Below are 23,837 nucleotides of genomic sequence, written 5' to 3'. Positions count from 1 at the left end.
AAAGGTGTAAAATATAAAAGATGGAAGAAAATAAAGATATAAAAGACAAAGTTTGGGAAGTAAATTTTGTTAATTTTATAAACGGTTTAGGCTTAGAGTGCTTGGTGGGGCTGGGTAAGATAGAGAATCCTCTTACAAAGCGTAAAGAGGTAAACCCCAAGCAGGTTCGCTATATAATAGATACTCTGGATATGCTTAAAGAGAAGACAGAGGGTAACCTTAAGGATGATGAGCAGAAGATAATAGATGAGCTATCTTCTTATCTTAAGATGGTCTATGTGGAGATTCAAGGTGAGAAAGATAAGGAAAAGAAAGAAGATAAGGAAGAGAAGAATGCAGAGGGAGAGGAAGAACCTAAAGATAAAGATTTGGATTCAGGTGAGGTAGAGAAAGATAGCAAATCAGAGATCGTAGAAGATAAAATAGAAGACAAAGCGGAGAGTAAGGATGATAAATAAAGAGCTGCTTGATATCTTGGCCTGCCCTAAATGTAAAGGCGATATAGAGCTTATTGAAGAGAAGGGTCTGTTATGCAGGAGCTGCAGACTGCTCTATCCTGTAAAAGACGGTATACCTGTAATGCTTATCGATGAAGCCTTCCCTTACAATGAGGATGAGTAATGGTTAAGATATTGATTATTCACGGTCCTAATTTGAGCCTGCTGGGCGAGAGAGAGCCTGATATCTACGGAACTTTTACATTGGATGAGATAAACTCGGAGTTAAAAGAGATTGCCCGGGGTAATAATGCGGATATTGAATTCTTTCAGTCTGATTCAGAAGGAGATATAGTATCAAAGATAGGTAAAGCCAGGGAAGAGTTTGACTTGGTCATTATAAACCCCGCAGGTTATACCCATACCTCTGTAGCAATAAGAGATGCAATAGAGGCATCTGCTCTGCCTGCTATTGAGGTTCACCTTTCAAATATCTACGCCAGAGAGGAGTTTAGAAGCAACTCGCTTATAGCGCCGGTCTGCCGCGGGCAGATTTCGGGGTTTGGTAAGAATAGTTATCTGCTTGCTCTTGAGGCGGCTCTTAAGATCTTAAACCTCTCCTAAAGATGTCTTTAAATCAGAAAAGAATCTTAAAGTTAAGAAATAGTCTCTCATTATCCGGATTTGATTCTATTTTTTTATTAGATTGCAACAATGTACGCTATCTTCTAAATTCAGATATAGAGGCAGCTCTCTTTATATCCCAATCCGGTTCTGATAATCTAATTGTATCCGACTTAAGATATAGAGAGCAGCTCGATAGAATAAAAGCTCCCGGGTTTAAAAAGATTATAAGAGAGAACTCTCCTGTAGATGAGTTGATAAAAATGTTAAGACTAAAAAAGAGGCCCCATAAGATTGCTCTTGAAAACAGTATCCCTCTTTCAAGTTATATTAAACTTAAAAACAATCTCAATAAGCATAAGTTTATGGGCTCAGATTCGGTAGCTGAATTGAGAGAGATTAAGGATAAGAGTGAGATAGAGAAGATATCCAGAGCGGTTAAAATAACGAAAGATTCATTGGCTTCTTTGAGTAAGAGCCTTAAGGGCGGGATGACTGAACTTGAAGTTCAGGGATTGCTTGAGCTTGAGTTTAGAAAGAGAGCAGCCGATGGCTCTGCTTTTCCTTCTATAGTTGCTTCCGGGGCAAGAAGTGCTCTGCCTCATGCAAAGGCAAGAGCTGAAAAAATAAGAAAAAAGGATGGATTTGTTCTTATTGACTGCGGAGCGGTCTTTAGGGGGTACTGTGCTGACTTGACACACGTCTTCTTTTGGGATAAAATTCCCAAGATAGTTAAAAAGGCTTACGGGGTAATTGAAGAGGTGAGAGATTTTATTTTCTCTTCTCTATCTGAAGGTGTTAAAATGGGGGAGATTGCAGCCAAGGCTGAGAAGTTAATCGAGCGAAGAGGGTTTAAGTCTGCCCTAAGGCATAGCTTAGGGCATGGGATAGGCATTGAAGTACATGAGAAGCCATTTTTTAATAAGAGCTCAAAAGAGATATTCAGAGAGAGTATGGTTTTAACTGTTGAGCCGGGATTATATTTTCCTGGGATTGGCGGTGTTAGAGTAGAAGATGTAGTTGTGGTTAAAAAGAGAGGGCTTAAGGTATTGTAATGATTCCTGCGAATCAGATAAAGAGAGGCATGGTGATTAAGTTAGAAGAGAAACTTTTTGCTGTTGTCAATTTTTCACACACAAAGCCTGGTAAAGGCGGAGCCTATTTAAGAGTGAGGCTTAAAGATGTATCAAATGGGCAGGTGATAGAGCGTACTATCTCTACAGATGAGAAGGTTGACAATGCTTACGTTGAAGAGAGACGGATGAACTATATTTACAGGGATTCTCAGAGTTATCATTTTATGGACGATGAGACTTACGAAGATGTTGCTATAGCAGCGGATGATATTGAAGAGATAAAAGATTTTCTTAAAGAGAGCTCCCATATTAATGCAACAATGTATGAGGGTAAGATAGTTGTCCTCTCTTTACCTATGTTTGTTAAATTGGAGATCATTGAAACCGACCCCGGTTTTAAGGGTGATACGGTCAAGACAGGGACAAAGCCGGCAAAGCTTGAGACCGGCGCTACAATACAGGTCCCTCTTTTTATAGATAAAGGCGATGTTGTAAAAATTGATACTAGAACCGCTGGATATATAGAGAGGGTATAGATATGGATATAAAAAAGATTAAAGAGATGATTGAGCTTATGAACAGAGAAGACCTTGTTGAAGTCGAATTGGAGGAAGAGGGTAAGCGTATAAAACTGCGTAAGAAAGAAGAGCAGCCGGTTAGAGAGATTCAGCCTCTCTCTCCTCAAACTCAACCTCAGGAGTATATTAAGGAGGTAGATAGAGCAGAAGAGGGTGTGTATTATATCAACTCTCCTATGGTCGGAACTTTTTACAGGACCCCTGCTCCGGATGCTGCTCCCTATACTGATATAAATAAGAAGGTAGAGGTGGGAGATACCGTATGTATTGTCGAAGCTATGAAGTTGATGAATGAGATCAAATCTGAATATAGAGGCAGGGTTGCAGATGTTCTTGTTGAGAATGGTGATCCGGTAGATTTTGGCCACCCTCTTTTTAAAATTATACCTGAATAAAAAATATGTTTGAAAAGATATTAATTGCAAACAGGGGTGAGATAGCACTGCGTGTAATACGCGCCTGTAAGGATTTGAGGATTAAGACAGTTGCTGTTTACTCTAAGGCGGATGAGGAATGCCTCCATGTTAAATTTGCCGATGAGGCGCTGTGTATCGGTCCTGCGCCGTCTAAGGATAGCTACCTCAATATTCCGGCTATAATAAGTGCTGCAGAGATTACAGACGTTGAGGCAATACATCCGGGTTATGGATTTTTAGCAGAAGACTATCATTTTGCCGAAGTATGTAAATCTTGCAAGCTCTCTTTTATAGGCCCAAGTTCTAAAAATCTACAATTAATGGGTGATAAGCTTAGGGCTCGAGAGGTTGCGAAGAGAGCCAATATTCCGGTTATACCGGGGTCTGATGGTCCTGTTACCAATGAAGAGGAGGCGATTGCCGTTGCCAATCGTATCGGCTATCCTGTGGTGATAAAAGCTGTTGCCGGAGGCGGAGGTAAGGGGATGCGTGTCTGCCATAATGATATTAGGTTAGTGTCGGCTTATATTACTGCTCAGAGAGAGGCTGAGGAGGCCTTCGGTAATAAGGATGTATATATCGAGAAATTTGTTTCAAATATTAGACATGTTGAGGTACAGATTTTAGCTGATAAGCACGGCAACGCAATCCATCTCGGAGAGAGAGATTGTACGGTTCAGAGAAGGTTTCAGAAGCTGATTGAAGAGAGCCCGTCTCCCAGGGTAAATAGTAAACTAAGGAAGAAACTCGGAGAGGTAGCTTTAAAGCTTGTAAAGACTATTGGCTATGATAATGTCGGAACGGTTGAATTTGTGCTTGATGAAAATAATAAGTTCTATTTTCTTGAGATGAATACAAGAATACAGGTTGAACACCCAGTTACTGAAGTTGTAACAGGAGTTGACATTCTTAAAGAACAGATTAAGAGCGCCTCAGGTGAGAAGCTTGGGCTTTCGCAACCTAAGATTAAAGTGAGTGGTCATGCTATTGAATGCAGGATAAATGCTGAAGATCCTTACAATGGATTTCTGCCTTCTCCCGGCAAGATAGAAGAACTCTATTTCCCCGGAGGGTTTGGGTTGAGAGTTGATACTCATGTCTATTCAGGCTACAATATTCCGCCTTTTTACGATTCTTTGATTGCCAAGGTTATAGCCTATGGGCAGAATAGAGATGAAGCTTTAATAAATATGAGACGTGCTCTAGACGAACTTTTAATCAGGCCGCTTAAGACTACGACTCCTTTTTTGAGAGAGATAGTTCAGGATGAGAGATTTTGTCAAGGTAGTTACTATACTGATTTCGTAGAGAGATTCTTGCAGAAAGAGAAAGGGTAGGTTTATGGAGTTTAAGAAAGGTAATAATGGGGATGTAAAAATACATAATGAGGTTATAACTGTTATTATGCGTAAGGCTGCGCTTGAAGTTGAAGGCGTAGAGAAGATTGCCAGTGGTTTTAAAAAAGGATTGCTCTCTTTTTTGGGCCGCAAAAAGTTCTCACGCGGAGTAACTATTGATGAGTCAAAGGATGGAGAGTTGAAGGTTTCGATAGCAATAGTTGTTGCTTTAGGTGTTAATATTCCCGACATTGTAAACGGGGTTCAATCCAGCATTAAGAGAATGCTTGATCAGATGATAGGTATTATTCCCGAGAGAATAAATGTTGAAGTAGAGAGAGTTGAAGATATGTCTATCCACGGAGTAATAGAGAAGATAAAATTTGATAAAAAGTTGTCAAAGGAGGGTAAAGATGAAATTGAGGGCTAAGTTTGTTCTTTTAATGTTCGGATTATTCTACCTTGTAATAGGCGTCTTTATGGTTCTCTATGCTCTGGATTTTATCTCCCAACAGGATTTAAGTTTTATTCTAGCCGAATCTGAGCAGCTTATTCCCTTAAAGCTTCTTGCAGGTTTTGTTGGGACAGCGCTTATCGTACTTGTGATTGCATTGCTTAACTTTGTATGGTCAGGTGCGGCTGCAGAGAAGAATATAGCTTTTAAAACAGATTATGGGGAGGTCTTAGTCTCTCTCTCTGCTATTGAGGATTATGTTAGAAAGATAATGAGAGATGACCCCGATGTAAGGGATCTGCGCAGCAAGGTAACGGTTAGGAAGCGCGGATTGGTTATCTCTCTTAAGGCTGCAATGTTGTCCGAGATTAATATCCCCTCTGTAACCGAGAAGATACAGTCTGAATTGAGAAGCAAAGTTCAGGAGATGCTTGGAATGGAAGAACCTGTTATCGTTAAAGTCTTTATATCCAAAATAGGTGAAAAAGATAAAAAAAAGAAGCTCAAGCAGGGGGAGGAACCTCAGGATGTTGTTCCTCCTTATAGAGAGTTTTAAGAAAGGAGAGGGGTGAGAGATGAAAAGCATTGGCATTTTAACCGGTGGGGGCGATTGTCCCGGTTTGAATTCGGTAATCAGAGCTATTGTAAGAAGAGGCTTAATTGAAAACTATAAGATATTAGGTATAAAGAATGGATGGAAGGGTCTATTGGATAAAGATGTTGTCAATCTTGATATAGACTCTGTGTCAGGGATTTTGCATCGGGGTGGAACTATTTTAAGGACTTCTAGAACAAACCCCTATAAGAGTGAGGGGGAGATCCAGAAGGTGGTAGATAACTTTGAGTCTCTTGGGTTTGATGCTCTAATACCGATAGGAGGTGAAGATACCCTGGGTGTAGCTGCAAAACTATACCGTGATTTTAAACTTCCCGTCATTGGAGTTCCAAAGACGATAGATAACGATATCTCGGGTACAGATTTTACTTTTGGTTTTGATACAGCTGTTAATATTGCGATGGAGTGTATTGATAAACTCCATACTACAGCCGAATCTCACAATAGAGTTATGGTTGTTGAGGTTATGGGCAGACATGCAGGCTGGATTGCACTTTACGCCGGTCTTGCTGGAGGCGCCGATGCTATCTTGATACCCGAGAAGCCGATAGATATGGATCAGGTATGCTCCTTGATAAAGAAGCGCCATTCAAGAGGTAAAGACTTCTCTGTTGTAGTGGTTGCTGAAGGTGCGAAGTTTAAAAGAGGAGCTGATGTGGTTCAAGATGACAACTTAGATTCTTTTGGTCATATTAAGTTAGGAGGTATAGGTCAGCAAGTAGCAGATAGGCTGGAGGAGAAGACAGGTTATGAGACTAGAGTAACAGTCTTAGGTCACATTCAGAGAGGCGGATCACCTACAGCATATGACAGAATCTTGGGTACAAGATATGGAATCAGAGCTTTTGAGCTGGTTAATGATGGTAGGTTTGGGCGTGTTGTAGTATTAAAAGGTAATGAGATATCCGATATACCGATTAAAGATGTGCTGGGTAAGCTGAAGACCGTAGATGATAAAATTTATAGTATTGCAGCTACTTTCTTTGGCTGATGAAAGATATAATTGAGAGCTATTTTAAAGAGAGCATAGAGGTCAAAGAGAGATTCTTTAAGGCTAATATTGATAAGATAGAAGAGGTTGCTGAAAAATTAACCGCTGCTTTTAAAGATAAAAAGAAATTGATCATATTTGGTAATGGCGGCAGTGCGTCTGATAGTCAGCATATTGCTGCTGAGCTTGTTGGCAGGTTTAGAAAAGAACGCAAACCTCTTCCTGTTATCTCCTTAACCGGCAATATTGCTTCCCTTACAGCTCTAGCAAACGATTATGGTTATAAAGCTGTATTCAAAAGGCAGCTCGAAGCTTTTTACGAGCAGGGCGATATAGCGATTGCTATTTCAACAAGCGGCAGCTCTTCCAATGTGATAGAGGCTCTAAAATTCTTAAGGAATAATAATGGCTATGCGATATCTTTTACAGGAGGAGATGGCGGTAAGATGAGAGAACTTTCAGATCTAAATTTCATTGTTCCGTCAAAGAAAACCTCAATTATTCAAGAGGTTCATATAACCCTGGCACACCTGCTCTGTCTTTTAATCGAAGAAGGATTGTTTTAACTTATATTTCAAGCTTAAATATGAAAAATAAAGTTTTCTCTCTTGTTCTTTTGCAGAGAAGAATCAAAAATCTCAAAAAAGAGGGTAAAGTTATAGGGTTTACTAATGGTTGTTTTGATATTCTCCATCCCGGCCATGTTGATTTTATATCCGAAGCTAAAAAACATGTTGACTCTTTAGTGGTAGGTCTAAACTCAGATAGTTCGGTTAGAGCTATTAAAGGTAAGAGTAGGCCGATTAATAACCAAAATTATAGAGCTGAAGTTCTATCAGCACTAGAGGATGTTGATCATATAGTCGTCTTTGATGAACCGACGCCGTATGAAGTTATCTTCCTGATAAAGCCGGACTATCTTTTTAAGGGAGCAGACTGGAGGGATAAAATTGTGGTGGGGAGAGATATCTTAAGGGAATATGGGGGGAAGGTTAAGCTCTTACCCTACCTCAAAGGTTATAGTACAACATCTATTTTAAAGAAGATATGCAGAAAGAATCCTTCCGCATAGTAGATGCCAATTTCAATAGGGCGAGAGAGGGTTTAAGAGTCTGCGAAGATATAATGCGCTTTATCTATAGCAAGTCCGATTCTGCTCTTAAGCTAAAGAAGACAAGAAGATCATTATCGCTTATAATAGCGCAATTGAGCAGAGAGGAGCTCCTCAAAAGAAGAGATCTAAGGGCAGATAAAGGTAAGTTTAGATATGCCAAAGGTTCTAAGTTCAGGTATGATGATATATTGCGGTTTAACTTTCAAAGAGTTACAGAAGCATTAAGAGTATTAGAGGAGGTTTCTCAGGTTTTAAAGCCTCAGTTAAAGCAGAAGTTTATGAGGTTGCGTTTTAAGGTCTATGATATCGAGAAAGACTCTTTTGCTGCTATATGAAAATATTTGAAGATTGCACTATTTATGGAGTATCTGATACGGGATTTGATCAAATAGAATATCTTAAAGAGCTTCTGTTTTCGGGTATAGATATAATTCAGTTAAGAGATAAAAATCTCTCTGACAGGGAATTTTACAATATTGCGATTACTCTTAAGAAGATAGCAGCTGATTTTGGGAAACCGTTTATTATCAATGATAGGCTTGATGTCGCTCTTCTTGTGGATGCAGACGGTATTCATGTAGGAGTTGAAGATCTGCTGCCTAAGGAGGTTAGGTCTATATTGGGAGAGGATAAGATTCTGGGTTATAGCTGCCATAGTTATCAGGATGCTTTAGATGTTAAAGATTTAAATTTAGATTATATTAGTATCGGCCCGGTCTTTAAGAGTAATACTAAAAAAGATCTTGAAACAATAGGGAGAGATGAAATAGAATTGATAACAGAGAATATCAAGCTTCCTCAGGTGGCGATAGGAGGGATCAATTTAGAGAATATAAACGAGGTTAGAGATTATGGCTTTTCCAATGTAGCTGTTATCTCCTCACTTAAAGCTGCAGGGGATAAGAAGAGATATATAGACGAGATAAGAAAGGTGATAACCAGATGACACTTATAGATAAAATTAAAAAAGGAGATATACCTCTTTTTATAAAAGAGATTGCGAATTTCGAAGAAGTTACCGAAGATTTTTTATTAGATAAAATATTAAAAGGCAGAGCGGTGATACCTGACAATGAGGCCCATTCTAATAAGCGCAGGGTTGCTATCGGCGAAGGGATGAATGTCAAAATAAATGTCAATATAGGTACCTCTCTGGATAAGATTGATTTGAATCTTGAAACCAGAAAGATCGAGCTCTCAGAGCGCCTTAAGGCTGATACGATAATGGATCTCTCTGTCGGGGGAGATATTGCTAAGATAAGAAGAGAGTTGATCTCTAAGACTGTCCTTCCTTTTGGAACTGTACCGCTCTATGAAGCTGCGGCAAGATGTTCCGATAGAGAGGGGTCTTTTGCGACTGCTTCAACTGAAGATTTTTTTGAAGTCTTAGAGGGGCAGGCTCGCGAAGGGGTAGATTTTTTTACAATACATGCCGGTATTACAGCTGACTGTATTGATAAGATAAAGAGGTATGAGAGGGAGCTGGATATAGTTAGTCGAGGCGGAGCTCTAATGCTGGAATGGATGATAGTGAATGAGAGAGAGAACCCCTTTTATGAATATTTTGACAGAGTGCTTGAGATTACCAAGAAGTATGACGTTACTATAAGCCTTGGAGATGCATTAAGGCCAGGGTCAATATTTGATGCCGGGGATTCGTTGCAATACCATGAGACATTTATAGTCTCAGACCTTGTGAGGAGAGCCAGAGATTACGGTGTTCAGACTATGGTTGAGGGTCCCGGCCATGTTCCGCTAAATAAAATTGAGCATGAGATTAAGGCTATAAAAGAGATAATTGGAGGAGCTCCGCTCTATGTCTTAGGACCTCTAATTATAGATTCTGCTGCTGGATATGATCATATAAATGCTGCGATTGGAGCATCCATAGCGGCTTATTCCGGAGCCGATTTTTTATGTTATCTCACTCCTGCAGAGCACTTGTCTCTTCCTGATATCAATGATGTTAGAGATGGGATTATGGCTTTTAAAATAGCCGCCCAGGCAGTAAACTTTTGCCGGGGTAAGGAGAGGGCAGTCCAGAGAGAGCTGAAGGTTAATAGAGCGCGTAAAGAGAGAGACTGGGAAGAACAGATGAAGTTTTTCTTGGATAGTGAAAAAGCGTCAGAGTATCACAATAAAATTCCGCCTGGGATAAAAGATACATGTTCTATGTGCAGCAAGTTTTGTTCTATAAAGATTGTAGAGAAGTATTTAAATAAAAAATTTGCGGTTTAATTTTACTGTTTTGACTATTGTTTGGTTTTTAGTCAAATAATAAGCGAGTGTAGTTCAGCGGTAGAACGTCAGCTTCCCAAGCTGGATGTCGGGGGTTCGATCCCCCTCACTCGCTCCAGTAATAGGAGTCTTTTGAAGTCTGTGGTATGAAGATGATAATTTTTCTTGCTATGCTGTTATTATGGGGCTGTACTTCAACCAGCAGCAGGAGTGTTGAATTTTTACCTGCATCTAAAGTCTGTACGGAGTCTTACTGGGATAAAGCCAAAGGTCAATATCATAAGGTTAGAAGCGGAGAGACTCTCTATAAAATATGCTCTTCTTATGGAGTAAAGTTAAAAGATGTAATAATTGCTAATAACATGGAAGATCCTTCCAGAATAAAGGAGGGCCAATTGTTGTATATCCCGGATAGAACTGTAAAGCCGAATATATCCAGCTCTAATTTTATTTGGCCTGTTGAAGGTAAAGTCATATCCTATTTTAAAGATACAACTTCTAAGGGAGCTAATAAAGGTATAGATATAAGACTGTTTTCGTCTCAGAGAGTAGTTGCCGCGGCTTCGGGTGAGGTCTGTTATTCTGGTGAAGATATAAAAGGCTATGATAAGGTTGTCATGATTGATCACGGAGAAGGGCTCTATTCGCTCTATGCTTATAACGATCTTCTTTTAGTTAAAAAAGGTGACTATGTCAAACAAGGGGATTTCATATCCTGTATTGATAAAGAGAGCGGGGTATTGCACTTTGAGCTAAGAAGAGAGAATAACCCTTTAGACCCGTTAAAATTTTTAAAATAATTTTTACTTAATGATAAAAATAGGCCCTGTAATAAAAGAACAGTTTTCTTCAAGAGAGAGAGAGCTAAAAAGATTAAAGAAGATAAAGAACGATTATCTTGATGGTTACAGGAGAAATCTCGCTATTCTGGGTCCTTGGAGCATCGGCAAGACATCGCTCATCCTTAAATTCATCCACGATGATTTAAAAGGAGACCTTTTTCCTATCTATCTCAACCTTGAAGAAGGGTTTTTGAAAGAGAGTTTTTTAGGATTTTTACTCCATTCCCTGCGTAAGCTTTCCTCAATAGATGGTAATTTTCTTATAGATAATGCGGCTGATAGCGGGAGGGTTATCGAAAGGGATTATCCAGCCTTCAGTCCTATTATAAGAAACATAGAGGCAGGTCTTAAAAATAATAATTACGAGTTTTTGATGGATTCAATATTACGCCTTCCGCTTAAGATCAAGAAAGAGTTTAAAAAGAACTCTCTCTTTGTGATAGATGAATTTTTTGGCCTGGGTAAGCTTAAATTAAATTATTGGATGCAGATATTAAGAGAGCATATTATGCTGGATGAGCATGCTCTATTTATATTGATAAGTTCAGATCAGGATAGATCTAAATCTGTCTTAAATTCAGAGTTCTCTCTGTTATTTGGCAATTTTGAAATTATGGAGTTGGATAAGTTCTTATATCAAGAGTCTAGAGGGTTTATAGAATCCAGAATGAGGAAAATAAAGGAGATAGACAGCACTGCCATAGATAGGCTAATAACTTTAACTGCGGGTGTACCTCTCTATCTTGATATATTGACATCCTGGGTCCAAGAGAATGTAGATAGCTTTGATTCTGAAAGCCTCATTCTAATGATTAGGGAGAATCTGATTAACAATAAAGGTTTTCTTTATAGGTTTTTCAGTGAAAAATTGAGAAATTATCCCGGGGTTGAAAAGTTTCAGGAATTTCTGCCTTTTATTATTGAGGTTGCAAGAGGTAATACAAAGAAAAAGAGCCTTAAGAAGCTGGATCTCTCCTATGCTAACTCTGGCTATTCTATGAACGGTTTTTTGGAGAAGAATGGCAGTTTTTTCCGGATAAAGGACCCGCTTTTCAGAATATGGCTTCTCTATGCTTACAGCGCAGATCTTATGGGGTTGGGAATAGGTTTTAAAACTCGTATGGAGATGTTAGAGAGAGAGTTGGACTGCGTTAATTCCGGTTCCAATCTTTTCTGTAGCGATAAGCCGATCTCAGAGATAGAGGCTGTTGTCAAAGAGCTTATCTTGAGGTTCGATAATGAATTTATAGATTTAGCCGGAAAAAGGAAGCAGTTGCCTAAGATTTTCTCTTTTGAAAAAGAGTTTCAAGGGCAAGATTATACTCTCTTTCGCGCTAAGAGAGAGGGGTCGGGATGCTGGCTCTTCCTTGTAGTATCCCTGGGGTTTAAAGAGCAGGATAGTTATACCATTGTAGAGAGACTTAAAGATAGTCAGGTAAGATTTAACCAGAAGGTGGCAATTATTCCTAATCAACTGGGGGGTAACAGTGTAAATTTAATACTAAAGACTATGGGATTTTGGCTTTGGGATATGGAATTTCTAATTAAACTCTGTGAGTTTTATTCTGTAACCGGGAAGAATAATGTTGATAGCTTGGCTTAAATTCACAGCCTATGCTATTGCCATCTTTCTGTTTGGCTATATATCTTGTAAGTATGGTTACCTGATAGCAAAGAAGACTCGAATATCCGAAGGTTTTATGGGTGTCTTCTTTCTTGCTCTGGCTACCTCTTCGCCAGAGTTGTTCACTTCTGCCATTGCTGTTAAAAATAAGATTTTTGATCTGGCCTTAGGAAATATATTCGGATCTCTTTTAATCAATCTTTTTATTTTAATATTGCTGGATATTTTTGTATCCAAGGGCGGATTTTTAAAGAGAAGTAAGAATTTTAAGGGAATATTTATAGTCTTAATATTGCAGGCTTTGATTGTGGTTTCAATTATCCTGAGGAGTTTTACTGGTTTTAATCCGAATCTTTTTAACTTTGGATTAGAGAATATTTTAATAGTGATTCTATACTTCTTTTTTCTTAAAGGTGAACTAAGAGACAATAAGGCTGATAACATTTTTTCCGAATCCAGCAATAACAAAAATTATTTAAAAGAATGGGCTATATTTGTAGTTGCTTTGATTGCAATGGCGTTTTTTGCTCAACTTACAGTTGTTCAATCCAAGATTATTGTTGAGAGGTCTATGCTGAACTATGTTTTTTTTGGAACATTGTTTTTAGGTTTTGTTACCTCCCTGCCGGAGCTTGTTGTAACAGTTTCAGCGCTTATGAACAGGTCTCACGCTATGGCTATAGGTAATATAATAGGAAGTAATGCGTTAGATATAGCTATAATACCTATCCTAGAGGTAATCTCTTTCAGGATACCTCTTCTTTCAGAAGCGTCGCTCTCTCATCTCTATACTCTTGCAGCTGTAGAGATAACAACATTGACATTGTTTATTCTGCTTAGGTCCAGAAAGCTAAAGAGAGCTTACGAGTTAATGCTGTTGCTTTTATTAATAGTTCCGTTAATAATAATATTTTAACTATGAAGAATATCTGGGCTCCATGGAGAATGGAATATGTTTCAAATCCTGACAAGGATAGGGATTGTATATTTTGCAGGAAATTCAAGAGCAGGGATGATGAGACTAATTATGTTTTATCAAGAGGCGAGCATTCCTTTATCTTACTCAATATATACCCCTACAATAATGGCCACTTGATGGTTGCTCCTTATAGGCATGTTCCGGATATTACTGATTTAAATGATTCTGAGTTAAGCGAGATCTTTAAGTTAATCAAAAGTTTTAAGGAGAGATTGAAAAAGAGATTAAATCCCGAAGGTTTTAATATTGGGTTAAATATCGGCGCAGCAGCTGGCGCCGGAATAAAAGACCACATACATTTTCATATTGTGCCTCGCTGGGTTGGAGATACGAATTTTATGCCGCTTCTGTCTGATACCAAAGTTTTATCTCAATCTTTGAATAATTTATACCAGCTTCTAATGTCAGATGAATAGAAAAGAATATCAAAACTTAGAGAATAAAATATTAGCGTCCTATGCATTTAAAAGTTTGCTTAGCAGGGGTAGAAAGTACGGTGAAACCGAAGATGATTACAGGACTTGCTTCCAGAGGGATAGAGATAGGATTATACACTCCACTGCTTTTAGGCGTTTAGAGTACAAGACTCAGGTTTTTTTGATACATGAAGGCGATTATTATAGGACTCGCCTGACTCATAGTCTTGAGGTTGCTCAGATTGCGCGTTCTGTTGCCCGCGTTTTGTCATTAAATGTAGATCTTGTTGAAGCTATAGCCTTAGGTCATGATGTCGGACATACTCCTTTCGGTCATTCAGGAGAAGAGGTTTTGAATTATTTGGTTGCCGATGTCGGGGGTTTTGACCATAATCTTCAGGGATTGAGGGTAGTGGATTGTTTGGAGTTAAGGTATCCGGATTTTAACGGGTTAAATCTTACTTGGGAGGTTAGAGAGGGGTTTTTAAAACATAGCACGCGTTATGATAACGGGTATAAGAATTTAAACCCTCAGAGCTTAAAAAAATATGGCAGGTTAAATCTGAGCGAGTTTTACAATCAAGAACAGCCTACGCTTGAAGCCCAGGTTGTAAATATTGCGGATGAAATTGCATACGACAGTCACGATTTAGACGATGGAATAACTTCGGGTTTAATTGCTATTTCGGATTTAAAGAAGATAGAACTATGGAGAGAGGCGGAGAAGAGAGTTAAGAAGCGCTACTCAAGTATATCTGCAAGGTTTAAGAAGCATCAGGTAATCAGATCCCTGATAGATATGGATGTTAAAGACCTAATTAAAAGTTCATTCAGGAATTTAGAATCAATTCGTTCCGTAGAAGACGTGAGAACGGCAACTAAAAGGTTTATAGGTTTTAGCGTTACTATGCAGAGGAGAAGAAAGCCTTTAAGAGATTTTCTCTATCAGAACCTCTATCACCATTATCGGGTTGTCAGAATGTCTGATAAAGCCAGTAGGATTCTAACAGAGTTATTCAATGTTTATTATAAAAAACCTGCTCAGCTACCTGATGATATCCAGCGCAGGATAAAAAAAGAGGGACTTAAACGTACCATATCTGACTATATAGCCTCTATGACTGATAGCTTTGCTGCAGGTGAATACCGCAAGCTGTTTGATCCCATGGAAATAGTTTAATCTAACTATATAGTTACTAAATAGTTAGATTCTGATTATCTGATACCCCAATTGTTTTATCCATTGTTGAAAAAGATTACTTCTTGTTGTAGAATAATTGCATATGAATGAAATAGTCTTAGAGAGAAATGTTGTTGAGACCCTGGATAAGGGGGGGGATCTGGAAAGACTAAAATTCCATTTGGATAAGCTGTCAGACTCCAATGTGGTATTGATTCTTTTTTCCAGGCTGGAGTCAAAAAGGCCGATTCAAGAGCTGCTGAAGAAGATTAAAAAGATAGCAAAAGAGTACGATCTAAAAACTAAGATTGAAAAAGTAGCCGTAGGAGAGATGAAGGGCAAAATGAGACAAGTATCTCGAAGCGGCTATTTTGAAGAGGTGAGATGTAGATTTACGGAGAGTCTCTGGATCTTTCCTCTTATTCATGGAGGAGCTAATTATGGTTATATCTGTCTTATTATAGAGAATGGAAAATTATCCAAGGAGGTGCTTGATTTTGTTGAGGATTATTTGGCCATCTCTCTAGAGAAAGCTTTAAAGGAGCTGGAGTTGATAAAGGTTCATGGTACTCTGCGGCCCCGTGCTATTGCTCTCTCTTCGGTTCACACTGTTCATCGTTTGATATCTTCAACCCTTAACATGGCCGAGCTTTTGCCTCGTCTTGCAAGGTTATGCCTTCAGGTAATACGGGCTAAAAGTTGCGTTATATATCTGAGAGCCGGAAACTATTTAAAGCCTAAGACCGTTGCTTCTGTTAGTTCTTCGGAGAAGCCTCATAAGATAGACATTTTTAATTCTAAGATTGGTAAAAATCTGGAAGCCGGAACCCTTATTCTTAGCAAGAATGCACTCTGGGTGCCTCTAATTGAAGAAGATCTTATCGGAGCAATTGGATTAAAGTCGAAGCAGAACGGAAGACCGTTCGACTTAAACGACAGAGAGATTCTATCTGTTTTGTCAGAACAGGCTGTTGTTGCTATAAAGAATGCCAAGTTATATGAGACTCAAAGTAAGATTTTAATAGAGAGCTTGCAAGCTCTCTCAAAGGTTTTAGAGGTAAAGTCTCCTAGTATCTATACCCATCCGAAAAGTTTTATTGATTTGGTACTTGCTATTGCTGATGAATACGGTGTTTCTCAAGAAGAGAGGGAATATATAAAATATGCAACTTTACTTTTGGATACCGGGAAGGTTGCTGTTCCGGAGAAGATACTTAAGAAACCCGATCTTTTAACAGAGAGAGAGTATAGCTCTGTCCGGGAGCATCCAATTAAAAGTGCTGAGATAATCAAGACGGTCAAGGCTTTGAAACCTGCTGTGCCTATAATATTGCATCACCATGAAAGGTTTGATGGGAAGGGCTACCCTAAAGGTCTGAAGGGTAATAAGATTCCGCTTGGGGCAAGGATACTGGCTGTCGCTGACTCTTTTGAAGCAATGGTATGTCACAGGCCTTATAAGAAGACTAAGAATTACAGCACTGCCGTGGAGGAGATATTGAAACAGAGAGCTAAGCAGTTTGACCCGGATGTTGTAGATGCTTTTATGGTCTGTGCTAATAAAGGAAAGATTAAAAAAATATCTCAGCGTATGATGGAAGAGATTAAGAAAAAGAGATGAAAGAATTTTTAAAAAAAATAAGCGGAGACTTAATCTTGAAAAAAGTGCTGAAATTTTATTACAACAATCCCGGCTGTATTGATACGGCTGAAAATATTGCCAAATGGATAGATGAGGAAGAGGCTCTCATTGTTAAGCAGTTGGAATATCTCACGAAGAAGAATATTTTAAACAAAGATAGGAGCTATACTACAGTAGCTTACTCTTATACGCAAGATAGAGATATTATTGCAGCAGTCAAAGAGTTTATGGAAGAGGAAGGATATGATTAAAAAGCTTACTCTTGTTCTTTTATGTCTATCCATGGCAGGTTGTGCTGGCGGCTATGTTTATGGAAAGAAGACTAAAGGCAGGTTTGAGCCCGTAGAAAAGTGCAGAGAGATAGCCTATGCTCTTATTCCTGTTCAGCAGCAGCAGGAAGAGGAGGGCATATGGATATTGGTAGAGTATCTGCCTGAGGAGAATTTAAAAAATATATTTCTTGATAAAAAAATATACGGAACCTATGCAGGAAAGAATCCTTACCCGGATGGCATGATAGTTATGAAGGTAAGAATTGAGAACAAGACCGAATCCAGGATATTTATAAATCCCGGTGATTTTGTATTACTGGATGAGCTTGGTACTCAGTATCTTTATATAAGCCCGGAGAGGATTAAAGAGATTTATGAAGCTAAAAGTTCAGTCTATAATTTTACAAAATCGACGTCTTCGTTAGCCCCTGGTATCTATGGAGCTCCTCTGGATATGGCCAAAGGCTTGGCAGGCAGAGGCTTAAAGAAAAAATTTGCCTTGCTTAAATCTATAGAGCTAAGCGGCGGTTATCTCTATCCAGGCGTTGTTTACGATGGCTATCTCTGTTTTCTTAAGCCAAATTCAAAAGCTAAAGATGTAAAGCTGATTATGTCTAATATAAAGACTTCTTTTGATGTAAATGATGAAGCCTTAGGAAGGATTGATTTTAAATTCGACTTTAAACATGAATAGTTTAACCTATGGAAGATTATAAAGAGAATCTGTTCCCTGATATTGACGAGAATGTTATCAGGCGAAAAAAAAGAAAAAGGTTAAAGCTAATAACGGAGAGGTATATTCGAGTAAATGAAGAGAAGCTATGTACAGCTGTTATGGTCTTTCTTTTTTTGATGGTCGGTAGTTATATCGGCGGTTATAAAAAAGGTATAACTGTTAGCGGTGCAAAAGAAGAAGCGGATGTTCTTCTCTCTAGTATAATGGTGGAAGATAAGGAGAAAGCAGTTGAAAATAAATTTGTTGATTACGGTTTTATTCTTTCCGAGTCTGACGATAGCGGGTTGGATAATAAAAAAGAGTCTTCGGATCTAAGGTTTGCTCTACAGGTTGTAACGTACAAAAATATATCCTACGCTGAGTCCGAAAGGGATAAACTTAAAAAGGCAGGTCTCCCTTCTTATATTCGTGAGCAGGGCAGATACAAGATTGTCTTTGTTGGAGATTATAGCGAGCAGGATAGAGCTCAGAACGTGTTAGTAAAATTAAGAAAAATATACAAAGATGCTTTTATGAAAGAATTGAAAGGAGGTAGGTAATGTCAAGGCACCCAAGTTTAAAGATTAAAGATTCGGATTTACAGCATAGAAATGTGCTCAAAAGGTTTGAGAGAATAGCTATGTTTTTGAAGAAGTCCGGAGAGGAAGGGATAGAAGTATTTAAGTTACCGAAATACAAGAGAAAGAGGTTAAAAGCGCTTAAGAAAGAGCCTAAGAAAGAAGAGCTTGAGGGTGCAGAGCAGGCAGTAGAAGGCCGGACTGATAAGCCTGCAGAGGATTCTGTCAAAGAAAAGTCTTAAACCGGGTCCATATTTTAAATGGAGAGAATAAGTCTAAATTTAAAGGATAGGTCTTACGATATTCTGGTTTCAGAGGGAGCATTGGCGTCTCTAAAAAATGAAGTCGTAAGGTTAAATCTAGAGAAGTATTCAGCTGTTGTGGTATCCAACAGAAAGATATGCTCTCTCCACAGGGATTATTTAGAGCCTTATTTAGAGATATTCAAAGAGAGCCTTTTCTTGGAAGTTGCGGATTCTGAGAAGAGCAAGTCCTGGCAGGTTCTTTTCGATCTCCTAAGATCAACCGTTGAGTTTTCTAAGGCAGAGAGCGTGCTCTTTATAGCTTTTGGAGGAGGAGTTATCGGAGACTTAGTAGGGTTTTTAGCGGCTATTTACAAGAGAGGTGTACCTTTTATTCAGATTCCGACGACTCTTCTTGCTCAAGTCGATTCAAGTATCGGCGGGAAAGTTGCTATAGATCTAAAATGGGGCAAGAATTTATTGGGAGCTTTCTATCAGCCTAGATTGGTTCTCTCTGATTTGAATTTCTTAAAGAGTCTACCTCCCAGAGAACTCTCTAATGGGTTATCCGAGATTATAAAATATGGAATTCTGGGAGATTCAGGGCTCTTTGAATTACTGGAATCTGAAAACGAAGACCCATCTTCTTTCTCACTGAGTTTATGGAGTGAGATAGTTTCAAGATGCAGCAGAATAAAAACGTCACTTGTTGAAAGAGATGAGCGTGACAGTGAAGACGTAAGAATAGTCTTAAACCTAGGCCATACAATAGCCCATGCTATAGAGACAGTCTTTGATTACGAGAGAGTATCTCATGGGGAGGCGGTATCTTTCGGTCTTGTTGTCGAGAGTTTGATTGCCAATAAGATTGGGGTCTTGAAAGAGAAGGATTTGAAGAGAGTAATAAGTCTAATCTTGAAGTTTAAGACTCTGCCTAGAATAAACAGAAAGATAGAGCAGAAAAAAATTTTGGATAGCATCCTTTATGATAAGAAAGCCAAATTTGGCGCCATAAGGTTTGTATTACCAAACTCTATAGGTTCTGCGGCAGTATCTTCGGATCTAGATAAAACTTTAATAACTTCTGCTCTCAGTGAAGGTCTTAGTTATCTTTGAAAAAGTATCTTTTAAGGAGGTGAGGTTATGTCTGAAGAATGGATCGAGATAGGTGTTGTTACGAATTTTTATGCCAAACCTTCTGCTGCCATCATAGAGATCACAGCTCAAAGTTTGAAGGCTGGTGATAGGATCAAAATAAAAGGACATACAACCGATTTTGAGATGGATGTGAACTCTATGCAGATTGAGCATCAGACTGTCAATGAGATATTGCCGGGGCAGATTGTAGGCCTAGGTGTTAAAGAGCGGGTCCGTTCTCATGATAGGGTCTTTAAGTTGAGGAGAGATTAATTTAAATTTAAAAGAGGAGAGAGAGATGGCCAGAGCTTATTTGAAAATTAACGTAGAGCCGGGTGAAGAGAGAGAGGTTATTCAAAAAATGAAGTCTTTTGAAAATGTAATTGATGCAAATTTAACCTCTGGAGAGCAGGATGTTATAGCCCAGATTAAAGCTTCTAACTATGAAGAGTTGATGAGATTCGTTGTAACAGAATTACGTGCAATAGAGGGTATTACAAAGACAATAACCAATCTGATATTGGATTAGCTCTCTCTGTTGTATTTTTTAATATTCGGTGTCTATCTCCAGCTTGACTTGGTTCTGTTGCCATGTTAGGATAGGCGGGTTTAAAATGTTGATAAAGATAGTAGTCTTATTATTGGTGTTTTCGATTAGAAGCTCCTATGCAACGGAAGAGAACTTAAATAATTTTACTCTAACAGGTTATGATAAGCAGAATAATAAAAAATGGGAGATAGAAGGAGAGAGTGCGCAGCTAAGTAAAGAGGATGTAGCCTTAAGATCGGTTAAAGCAAGGCTTTATGGTGATAATGGTCCTGTAAACATGCGGGCAGACAGAGGTTTTTTGAATAGAGTGAATAGGCAGGTAGAGTTAACAGGAAATGTTGTTATAAAAAACTCAGAAGGCGATTCGCTTTTTACGGATATACTACACTGGGATCAGGATAGAGAGGTTGTCTGGACAGAAGAGAGATTGAGAATAGTGAAGAACGATAGCGAGGTGTCAGGCGAAGGCGGCGAGATTGATACAAAATTAACGAAGGCGGTTATTAAAAAAGACGTCAAGTTTAAAGCCGTGCCTCAGGCTATAATTAAATCCGACGGACCCTTAAATATAGATTACACCAAAAACATTGCGGTCTTCAACGACAATGTCCATGTCTTAGATAGAAAAGGAGAGCTGTTCTGCGATAAGTTGACTGTATATTTTGACAAAGATGAAAAAAGCATTACTAGAGTTCACGCCAAAGGCAATGTAAAACTTAGGCGCGGCAGTTCGCTTACCTATTCTTCTGAAGCGATATATGATTTAAAAGAGGGAAAGATCAATCTTCTCGGGCACCCTAAGCTTGAGATATATCCTGAGTAAAATATGTTAAAGGTTAAGGGGTTAATAAAAGAGTACGGAAACAGAAGGGTGGTAAATAGTATCTCGCTTGATGTAGCTGGCTCTGAGATAGTCGGGTTGCTGGGTCCTAACGGAGCTGGCAAGACCACTACTTTCTATATGATCGTGGGTTTAGTTGCTCCTAATAAGGGGTGTGTATACTTTAAGGATGTTGATATAACAAGGTTGCCTATGCATAAGAGAGCAAGTTTGGGAATAGGTTATCTTTCGCAGGAACCGGCTATATTTGGAAACCTAAGTGTCAGGGATAATATAATGGCGGTGTTGGAGACTTTAATCATTCATCCGCAGGAGAGAAAGTTGAGGCTTGAAATGCTGTTGGAAGAGTTAAGGATATCATATTTAGCGAAGAACAGAGCCTATACTTTATCTGGCGGCGAGAGAAGACGGCTGGAGATTACAAGAGCTCTGGCTATAAATCCATCGTTCTTGCTTTTAGACGAACCCTTTAGCGGAATAGACCCTATTGCTGTCGCTGAATGTCAGGATATAATTTTAGATCTTAAGAAAAAAGGTATTGGAATATTGCTGACTGACCATAATGTAAGAGAGACTTTGGCGATAACGGATAGGGCTTATATAGTCTCTGAGGGCAGTATCCTCCTTTCAGGAGATGCGGACCATTTGATTAACGATGATAAAGCAAAAGAAGTCTACCTTGGAGAAAGGTTTAAGATGTAAAAGATTAAAAGGGGGTATATTTTGAAAACGACAATAACAGGCAGGCATTTTAATACAACCGGCGCTTTAAAGTCTTATATTGAAGGTAAGATCAGCTATCTGGATAAATATGTTGATGATATAATAAATGTTCATGTTGTACTGGAGATTGAGAGACATCTTTCTGTGGTCGAGATCAATGTGAACCTTAAGAGTTCTCACTTTAAAGTTAAGGAAAAAAATGAAGATATGTATTTAGCCATCGACGAATCGTTCGACGTTTTAAAGCAGCAGGTCTTAAAATATGAAGATAGAATAAAGATGCATAGACATAGAGATAAGGATTTTAAAGATGAAAATAAAGATTAAAAAAATCAATACGGTTGAGAGTGATCTGGAAGTCTATTTGGATCCTAAAGAGATTGGGTCTTTAAAAAGAAAAGTAGAGTCTGATTGGCAAGATAAGGTTGCAATTCCTGGCTATAGAAAAGGTAAAGCTCCGCTGGAGATGGTGCTGGTTAAATATGGTGTTGAGATTGAAAAAGATATCAAGGATAGTGTAGTCTCTATTTTTTATAGAAAGGCTGTAGAGGCTTCAAAAGTGGATCCGATATCGGCTCCAGTGTTGCTTGGCATTGAACAGGGGGAGAGAGGCGACTATAGGTTTACATTGAAGATAGAGGAAGTCCCAAAAGTTAAATTGTCGAAATATAAGAATATAAAATTGAAGAGAAAGGACGCAAGTGTAGAGGATAAAGATATTGATAAGGTTTTAGATGATATCAAGAAGGAGAAGACCCAGTGGCTGGATGTCCAGAGGCCGTCCGTTTTTGAGGATGTCATTGTAGCAGACATAGAGATAAAGTCAAAAGATGGTGATTTAGATAAGAGAGAAGCTCTTTCATTGTATCTTAGTGAAGAGAGCCTCTTTCCCGGGCTTATAGAGAATCTTAAGGGGTTGAGTTCCGGCGAGGTCAAGGAGTTTAAGCTCGAGGTTCCCGATGATTATAGAGATAAAAAGATTGCTGGCAAAGAGTGCGATTTTAAGGTCAGCGTAAAAGGGGTTAAAGAGAAAAAGGAGCCTGAGCTTAACGATGATTTCGCGAAGAAGCTTGGCAATCATAGCAATGTCGATGATTTAAAGAGGGTTATAAGGGAAGAGTTGCAAAATCATCGTATTAGGGAGGCTGAGATAGATTTAGAAGAGTGCCTTATATCTGAACTTATCGAAAATTCCAAGATCGAGTTGCCGCCTCAGCTTTTAAGCCGTCAAGTACGTGTTTCGGCTGAAGATATAACCATGAGGTTGCTCTATCGGGGGTTTCCTAGAAAAGATATGGAGACCCAAAAAGAAATGATACAGAGAGAGGCTCAAAGAGAGGCTCAGAGAGAGCTTAAGGTCTATTTTATTTTAAAAGAGATTGCTCAGAAAGAAAGTATAGTGGTCTCGGGTCAAGAATTGAGCAAACATTTAGAAGTTCTATCCAAGCGTCAAAACAGTACTCTGGAGGAGTTAGAATCCAGTCTTAAAAAAGATAATGGATTAGAGAATATAAAAGCTGGCTTATTAAGGAAGAAAGTTATAGAATTTTTAAAGCAGCATGCTGAAATAATTAATATTAAAAATGGAGGTGAATAATGCCTGTTAAGTCTCAGACTCTTGTTCCCATGGTAGTTGAGAAGACCGGAAGAGGTGAGCGTGCGTTCGACATTTACTCTCGGTTGTTGAAAGACAGGATAGTTTTTATAGGTACTCCTATTGATGACAATGTAGCCAATCTTATTATTGCCCAGATTCTTTTCCTGCAGTCTGAGGATGCGGATAAGGATATAAGTGTTTATATTAACTCACCAGGAGGTTCTGTTACGAGCGGATTGGCAATCTACGATACACTGCAGTTTGTAAAACCCGATATCTCTACTTATTGCGTAGGGCAGGCGGCCAGCATGGGAGCATTATTGCTTATGGCAGGCGCTAAAGGAAAGAGGTTCTCTCTGCCGCATTCCAGGATAATGATTCATCAGCCTTGGGGTGGTGTTCAGGGAGCTGCGGAAGATATTCATATTCAGGCTAAAGAGATACTTCGCTTAAGAGATGAGATAAACGGGTTGATCTCTTTCCATACTTTTAAATCAATTGATAAGGTTAAGAAAGATACTGATAGAGATTATTTTATGAGCGCGGAAGAATCAAAAGATTACGGCATAATAGACGAGGTTATTTATACTAAAAAGAAGAAATCTTAAAGAGGAGGAT

At 38.7% G+C, this 23,837-nt stretch carries 33 protein-coding genes and 1 tRNA gene; all 34 read left to right on the top strand.

Annotated features, from left to right (window positions below):
* The first annotated feature begins 20 nt into the window (after nucleotides 1-20).
* The 34 genes from P9L98_04245 to clpP all read left to right on the top strand — a co-directional run bounded on the left by P9L98_04245 (nucleotide 21) and on the right by clpP (nucleotide 23,827).
* A complete protein-coding gene (locus P9L98_04245) occupies nucleotides 21-458 on the top strand; it encodes a DUF1844 domain-containing protein (GenBank protein MDP8216509.1) in 438 nt (145 codons plus the stop codon).
* Nucleotides 448-621, top strand: a complete 174-nt coding sequence (locus P9L98_04240) for a Trm112 family protein (protein MDP8216508.1) — start codon at nucleotides 448-450, stop codon at nucleotides 619-621. The genes P9L98_04245 and P9L98_04240 overlap by 11 nt, the downstream gene beginning before the upstream one ends.
* Nucleotides 621-1,061 carry a type II 3-dehydroquinate dehydratase gene (gene aroQ, locus P9L98_04235; GenBank protein ID MDP8216507.1) on the top strand — a complete coding sequence of 147 codons (441 nt, stop codon included), beginning with the start codon at nucleotides 621-623 and terminating at the stop codon, nucleotides 1,059-1,061. The genes P9L98_04240 and aroQ overlap by 1 nt, the downstream gene beginning before the upstream one ends.
* Before the next feature lie 2 nt (nucleotides 1,062-1,063).
* Entirely contained in the window at nucleotides 1,064-2,116 is a 1,053-nt protein-coding gene (locus P9L98_04230) for a Xaa-Pro peptidase family protein (GenBank protein MDP8216506.1), read from the top strand.
* A complete protein-coding gene (efp, locus tag P9L98_04225) occupies nucleotides 2,116-2,673 on the top strand; it encodes an elongation factor P (protein MDP8216505.1) in 558 nt (185 codons plus the stop codon). The genes P9L98_04230 and efp overlap by 1 nt, the downstream gene beginning before the upstream one ends.
* A 2-nt stretch (nucleotides 2,674-2,675) precedes the next feature.
* Nucleotides 2,676-3,110: an acetyl-CoA carboxylase biotin carboxyl carrier protein gene (gene accB / locus P9L98_04220; GenBank protein ID MDP8216504.1), complete on the top strand. Its 435-nt coding sequence runs from the start codon at nucleotides 2,676-2,678 to the stop codon at nucleotides 3,108-3,110.
* A gap of 5 nt (nucleotides 3,111-3,115) precedes the next feature.
* Nucleotides 3,116-4,468 carry an acetyl-CoA carboxylase biotin carboxylase subunit gene (gene accC / locus P9L98_04215; GenBank protein MDP8216503.1) on the top strand — a complete coding sequence of 451 codons (1,353 nt, stop codon included), beginning with the start codon at nucleotides 3,116-3,118 and terminating at the stop codon, nucleotides 4,466-4,468.
* 4 nt (nucleotides 4,469-4,472) lie between these two features.
* Nucleotides 4,473-4,898 carry an Asp23/Gls24 family envelope stress response protein gene (locus P9L98_04210; GenBank protein MDP8216502.1) on the top strand — a complete coding sequence of 142 codons (426 nt, stop codon included), beginning with the start codon at nucleotides 4,473-4,475 and terminating at the stop codon, nucleotides 4,896-4,898.
* Complete coding sequence (amaP, locus tag P9L98_04205) at nucleotides 4,882-5,478, top strand: alkaline shock response membrane anchor protein AmaP (GenBank protein ID MDP8216501.1); 597 nt, start codon at nucleotides 4,882-4,884, stop codon at nucleotides 5,476-5,478. Before P9L98_04210 ends, amaP begins: the two co-directional genes overlap by 17 nt.
* A gap of 19 nt (nucleotides 5,479-5,497) precedes the next feature.
* Complete coding sequence (locus P9L98_04200; protein MDP8216500.1) at nucleotides 5,498-6,529, top strand: ATP-dependent 6-phosphofructokinase; 1,032 nt, start codon at nucleotides 5,498-5,500, stop codon at nucleotides 6,527-6,529.
* The gene (locus tag P9L98_04195) at nucleotides 6,529-7,095 is read left to right on the top strand and encodes a D-sedoheptulose 7-phosphate isomerase (GenBank protein MDP8216499.1); all 567 of its coding nucleotides are present in this window, start codon (nucleotides 6,529-6,531) and stop codon (nucleotides 7,093-7,095) included. The genes P9L98_04200 and P9L98_04195 overlap by 1 nt, the downstream gene beginning before the upstream one ends.
* A 20-nt stretch (nucleotides 7,096-7,115) precedes the next feature.
* Nucleotides 7,116-7,601, top strand: coding sequence for an adenylyltransferase/cytidyltransferase family protein (locus P9L98_04190; protein ID MDP8216498.1), 486 nt, complete (start codon nucleotides 7,116-7,118; stop codon nucleotides 7,599-7,601).
* On the top strand, nucleotides 7,577-7,978 hold the full coding sequence (locus P9L98_04185; protein MDP8216497.1) for a thiamine-phosphate pyrophosphorylase: 402 nt from the start codon (nucleotides 7,577-7,579) through the stop codon (nucleotides 7,976-7,978). The genes P9L98_04190 and P9L98_04185 overlap by 25 nt, the downstream gene beginning before the upstream one ends.
* Nucleotides 7,975-8,589 (top strand): thiamine phosphate synthase, encoded by a 615-nt coding sequence (thiE, locus tag P9L98_04180; protein ID MDP8216496.1) that lies wholly within the window; start codon nucleotides 7,975-7,977, stop codon nucleotides 8,587-8,589. Before P9L98_04185 ends, thiE begins: the two co-directional genes overlap by 4 nt.
* A complete protein-coding gene (gene thiC, locus P9L98_04175; protein MDP8216495.1) occupies nucleotides 8,586-9,881 on the top strand; it encodes a phosphomethylpyrimidine synthase ThiC in 1,296 nt (431 codons plus the stop codon). Before thiE ends, thiC begins: the two co-directional genes overlap by 4 nt.
* Before the next feature lie 43 nt (nucleotides 9,882-9,924).
* A tRNA-Gly gene (locus P9L98_04170) sits at nucleotides 9,925-9,999 on the top strand.
* 28 nt (nucleotides 10,000-10,027) lie between these two features.
* Nucleotides 10,028-10,681, top strand: a complete 654-nt coding sequence (locus P9L98_04165; protein ID MDP8216494.1) for a LysM peptidoglycan-binding domain-containing M23 family metallopeptidase — start codon at nucleotides 10,028-10,030, stop codon at nucleotides 10,679-10,681.
* A 10-nt stretch (nucleotides 10,682-10,691) separates the two neighbouring features.
* Nucleotides 10,692-12,326: an ATP-binding protein gene (locus tag P9L98_04160; GenBank protein MDP8216493.1), complete on the top strand. Its 1,635-nt coding sequence runs from the start codon at nucleotides 10,692-10,694 to the stop codon at nucleotides 12,324-12,326.
* A complete protein-coding gene (locus tag P9L98_04155) occupies nucleotides 12,307-13,263 on the top strand; it encodes a hypothetical protein (protein MDP8216492.1) in 957 nt (318 codons plus the stop codon). Before P9L98_04160 ends, P9L98_04155 begins: the two co-directional genes overlap by 20 nt.
* 2 nt (nucleotides 13,264-13,265) lie before the next feature.
* Complete coding sequence (locus tag P9L98_04150) at nucleotides 13,266-13,742, top strand: HIT domain-containing protein (protein ID MDP8216491.1); 477 nt, start codon at nucleotides 13,266-13,268, stop codon at nucleotides 13,740-13,742.
* Nucleotides 13,735-14,922, top strand: coding sequence for a deoxyguanosinetriphosphate triphosphohydrolase (locus P9L98_04145; protein ID MDP8216490.1), 1,188 nt, complete (start codon nucleotides 13,735-13,737; stop codon nucleotides 14,920-14,922). The genes P9L98_04150 and P9L98_04145 overlap by 8 nt, the downstream gene beginning before the upstream one ends.
* Before the next feature lie 103 nt (nucleotides 14,923-15,025).
* Entirely contained in the window at nucleotides 15,026-16,543 is a 1,518-nt protein-coding gene (locus P9L98_04140; protein ID MDP8216489.1) for an HD domain-containing phosphohydrolase, read from the top strand.
* The gene (locus P9L98_04135) at nucleotides 16,540-16,815 is read left to right on the top strand and encodes a hypothetical protein (GenBank protein MDP8216488.1); all 276 of its coding nucleotides are present in this window, start codon (nucleotides 16,540-16,542) and stop codon (nucleotides 16,813-16,815) included. The genes P9L98_04140 and P9L98_04135 overlap by 4 nt, the downstream gene beginning before the upstream one ends.
* Complete coding sequence (locus P9L98_04130) at nucleotides 16,808-17,530, top strand: hypothetical protein (GenBank protein ID MDP8216487.1); 723 nt, start codon at nucleotides 16,808-16,810, stop codon at nucleotides 17,528-17,530. Before P9L98_04135 ends, P9L98_04130 begins: the two co-directional genes overlap by 8 nt.
* A gap of 8 nt (nucleotides 17,531-17,538) precedes the next feature.
* The gene (locus P9L98_04125; GenBank protein ID MDP8216486.1) at nucleotides 17,539-18,111 is read left to right on the top strand and encodes an SPOR domain-containing protein; all 573 of its coding nucleotides are present in this window, start codon (nucleotides 17,539-17,541) and stop codon (nucleotides 18,109-18,111) included.
* The gene (locus tag P9L98_04120; protein MDP8216485.1) at nucleotides 18,111-18,371 is read left to right on the top strand and encodes a hypothetical protein; all 261 of its coding nucleotides are present in this window, start codon (nucleotides 18,111-18,113) and stop codon (nucleotides 18,369-18,371) included. Before P9L98_04125 ends, P9L98_04120 begins: the two co-directional genes overlap by 1 nt.
* Nucleotides 18,372-18,389: 18 nt before the next feature.
* A complete protein-coding gene (gene aroB / locus P9L98_04115) occupies nucleotides 18,390-19,487 on the top strand; it encodes a 3-dehydroquinate synthase (protein MDP8216484.1) in 1,098 nt (365 codons plus the stop codon).
* 27 nt (nucleotides 19,488-19,514) lie between these two features.
* A complete protein-coding gene (locus tag P9L98_04110) occupies nucleotides 19,515-19,781 on the top strand; it encodes a translation elongation factor-like protein (protein MDP8216483.1) in 267 nt (88 codons plus the stop codon).
* Between the two features lie 25 nt (nucleotides 19,782-19,806).
* Complete coding sequence (locus P9L98_04105; protein MDP8216482.1) at nucleotides 19,807-20,037, top strand: Lrp/AsnC ligand binding domain-containing protein; 231 nt, start codon at nucleotides 19,807-19,809, stop codon at nucleotides 20,035-20,037.
* An 85-nt stretch (nucleotides 20,038-20,122) separates the two neighbouring features.
* A complete protein-coding gene (lptC, locus tag P9L98_04100) occupies nucleotides 20,123-20,881 on the top strand; it encodes an LPS export ABC transporter periplasmic protein LptC (protein ID MDP8216481.1) in 759 nt (252 codons plus the stop codon).
* Nucleotides 20,882-20,884: 3 nt separating this feature from the next.
* Nucleotides 20,885-21,601 (top strand): LPS export ABC transporter ATP-binding protein, encoded by a 717-nt coding sequence (gene lptB / locus P9L98_04095; GenBank protein MDP8216480.1) that lies wholly within the window; start codon nucleotides 20,885-20,887, stop codon nucleotides 21,599-21,601.
* Nucleotides 21,602-21,622: 21 nt separating this feature from the next.
* On the top strand, nucleotides 21,623-21,949 hold the full coding sequence (gene raiA / locus P9L98_04090) for a ribosome-associated translation inhibitor RaiA (GenBank protein ID MDP8216479.1): 327 nt from the start codon (nucleotides 21,623-21,625) through the stop codon (nucleotides 21,947-21,949).
* Nucleotides 21,933-23,219: a trigger factor gene (gene tig / locus P9L98_04085; protein ID MDP8216478.1), complete on the top strand. Its 1,287-nt coding sequence runs from the start codon at nucleotides 21,933-21,935 to the stop codon at nucleotides 23,217-23,219. The genes raiA and tig overlap by 17 nt, the downstream gene beginning before the upstream one ends.
* Nucleotides 23,219-23,827, top strand: a complete 609-nt coding sequence (gene clpP / locus P9L98_04080; protein MDP8216477.1) for an ATP-dependent Clp endopeptidase proteolytic subunit ClpP — start codon at nucleotides 23,219-23,221, stop codon at nucleotides 23,825-23,827. The genes tig and clpP overlap by 1 nt, the downstream gene beginning before the upstream one ends.
* The last annotated feature ends 10 nt before the right edge of the window (nucleotides 23,828-23,837 follow it).

This window comes from Candidatus Kaelpia imicola (assembly GCA_030765505.1).
Classification (GTDB): domain Bacteria; phylum Omnitrophota; class Gorgyraeia; order Kaelpiales; family Kaelpiaceae; genus Kaelpia; species Kaelpia imicola.
This window is presented reverse-complemented; position numbering and strand designations above follow the sequence as displayed.

What these genes read in the sequence shown, in the direction of transcription:
- P9L98_04120 (MDP8216485.1), top strand. Translation starts at nt 18,111, where the DNA reads ATGTCAAGGCACCCAAGTTTAAAGATTAAAGATTCGGATTTACAGCAT.
- lptB (MDP8216480.1), top strand. Translation starts at nt 20,885, where the DNA reads ATGTTAAAGGTTAAGGGGTTAATAAAAGAGTACGGAAACAGAAGGGTG.
- P9L98_04200 (MDP8216500.1), top strand. Translation starts at nt 5,498, where the DNA reads ATGAAAAGCATTGGCATTTTAACCGGTGGGGGCGATTGTCCCGGTTTG.
- P9L98_04190 (MDP8216498.1), top strand. Translation starts at nt 7,116, where the DNA reads ATGAAAAATAAAGTTTTCTCTCTTGTTCTTTTGCAGAGAAGAATCAAA.
- P9L98_04165 (MDP8216494.1), top strand. Translation starts at nt 10,028, where the DNA reads ATGAAGATGATAATTTTTCTTGCTATGCTGTTATTATGGGGCTGTACT.
- P9L98_04110 (MDP8216483.1), top strand. Translation starts at nt 19,515, where the DNA reads ATGTCTGAAGAATGGATCGAGATAGGTGTTGTTACGAATTTTTATGCC.
- P9L98_04230 (MDP8216506.1), top strand. Translation starts at nt 1,064, where the DNA reads ATGTCTTTAAATCAGAAAAGAATCTTAAAGTTAAGAAATAGTCTCTCA.
- lptC (MDP8216481.1), top strand. Translation starts at nt 20,123, where the DNA reads ATGTTGATAAAGATAGTAGTCTTATTATTGGTGTTTTCGATTAGAAGC.
- P9L98_04105 (MDP8216482.1), top strand. Translation starts at nt 19,807, where the DNA reads ATGGCCAGAGCTTATTTGAAAATTAACGTAGAGCCGGGTGAAGAGAGA.
- P9L98_04140 (MDP8216489.1), top strand. Translation starts at nt 15,026, where the DNA reads ATGAATGAAATAGTCTTAGAGAGAAATGTTGTTGAGACCCTGGATAAG.
- P9L98_04240 (MDP8216508.1), top strand. Translation starts at nt 448, where the DNA reads ATGATAAATAAAGAGCTGCTTGATATCTTGGCCTGCCCTAAATGTAAA.
- aroB (MDP8216484.1), top strand. Translation starts at nt 18,390, where the DNA reads ATGGAGAGAATAAGTCTAAATTTAAAGGATAGGTCTTACGATATTCTG.
- thiE (MDP8216496.1), top strand. Translation starts at nt 7,975, where the DNA reads ATGAAAATATTTGAAGATTGCACTATTTATGGAGTATCTGATACGGGA.
- P9L98_04125 (MDP8216486.1), top strand. Translation starts at nt 17,539, where the DNA reads ATGGAAGATTATAAAGAGAATCTGTTCCCTGATATTGACGAGAATGTT.
- efp (MDP8216505.1), top strand. Translation starts at nt 2,116, where the DNA reads ATGATTCCTGCGAATCAGATAAAGAGAGGCATGGTGATTAAGTTAGAA.
- aroQ (MDP8216507.1), top strand. Translation starts at nt 621, where the DNA reads ATGGTTAAGATATTGATTATTCACGGTCCTAATTTGAGCCTGCTGGGC.
- P9L98_04150 (MDP8216491.1), top strand. Translation starts at nt 13,266, where the DNA reads ATGAAGAATATCTGGGCTCCATGGAGAATGGAATATGTTTCAAATCCT.
- P9L98_04185 (MDP8216497.1), top strand. Translation starts at nt 7,577, where the DNA reads ATGCAGAAAGAATCCTTCCGCATAGTAGATGCCAATTTCAATAGGGCG.
- P9L98_04245 (MDP8216509.1), top strand. Translation starts at nt 21, where the DNA reads ATGGAAGAAAATAAAGATATAAAAGACAAAGTTTGGGAAGTAAATTTT.
- P9L98_04135 (MDP8216488.1), top strand. Translation starts at nt 16,540, where the DNA reads ATGAAAGAATTTTTAAAAAAAATAAGCGGAGACTTAATCTTGAAAAAA.
- P9L98_04145 (MDP8216490.1), top strand. Translation starts at nt 13,735, where the DNA reads ATGAATAGAAAAGAATATCAAAACTTAGAGAATAAAATATTAGCGTCC.
- accB (MDP8216504.1), top strand. Translation starts at nt 2,676, where the DNA reads ATGGATATAAAAAAGATTAAAGAGATGATTGAGCTTATGAACAGAGAA.
- accC (MDP8216503.1), top strand. Translation starts at nt 3,116, where the DNA reads ATGTTTGAAAAGATATTAATTGCAAACAGGGGTGAGATAGCACTGCGT.
- tig (MDP8216478.1), top strand. Translation starts at nt 21,933, where the DNA reads ATGAAAATAAAGATTAAAAAAATCAATACGGTTGAGAGTGATCTGGAA.
- P9L98_04160 (MDP8216493.1), top strand. Translation starts at nt 10,692, where the DNA reads ATGATAAAAATAGGCCCTGTAATAAAAGAACAGTTTTCTTCAAGAGAG.
- clpP (MDP8216477.1), top strand. Translation starts at nt 23,219, where the DNA reads ATGCCTGTTAAGTCTCAGACTCTTGTTCCCATGGTAGTTGAGAAGACC.
- P9L98_04210 (MDP8216502.1), top strand. Translation starts at nt 4,473, where the DNA reads ATGGAGTTTAAGAAAGGTAATAATGGGGATGTAAAAATACATAATGAG.
- P9L98_04195 (MDP8216499.1), top strand. Translation starts at nt 6,529, where the DNA reads ATGAAAGATATAATTGAGAGCTATTTTAAAGAGAGCATAGAGGTCAAA.
- amaP (MDP8216501.1), top strand. Translation starts at nt 4,882, where the DNA reads ATGAAATTGAGGGCTAAGTTTGTTCTTTTAATGTTCGGATTATTCTAC.
- thiC (MDP8216495.1), top strand. Translation starts at nt 8,586, where the DNA reads ATGACACTTATAGATAAAATTAAAAAAGGAGATATACCTCTTTTTATA.
- P9L98_04155 (MDP8216492.1), top strand. Translation starts at nt 12,307, where the DNA reads ATGTTGATAGCTTGGCTTAAATTCACAGCCTATGCTATTGCCATCTTT.
- P9L98_04130 (MDP8216487.1), top strand. Translation starts at nt 16,808, where the DNA reads ATGATTAAAAAGCTTACTCTTGTTCTTTTATGTCTATCCATGGCAGGT.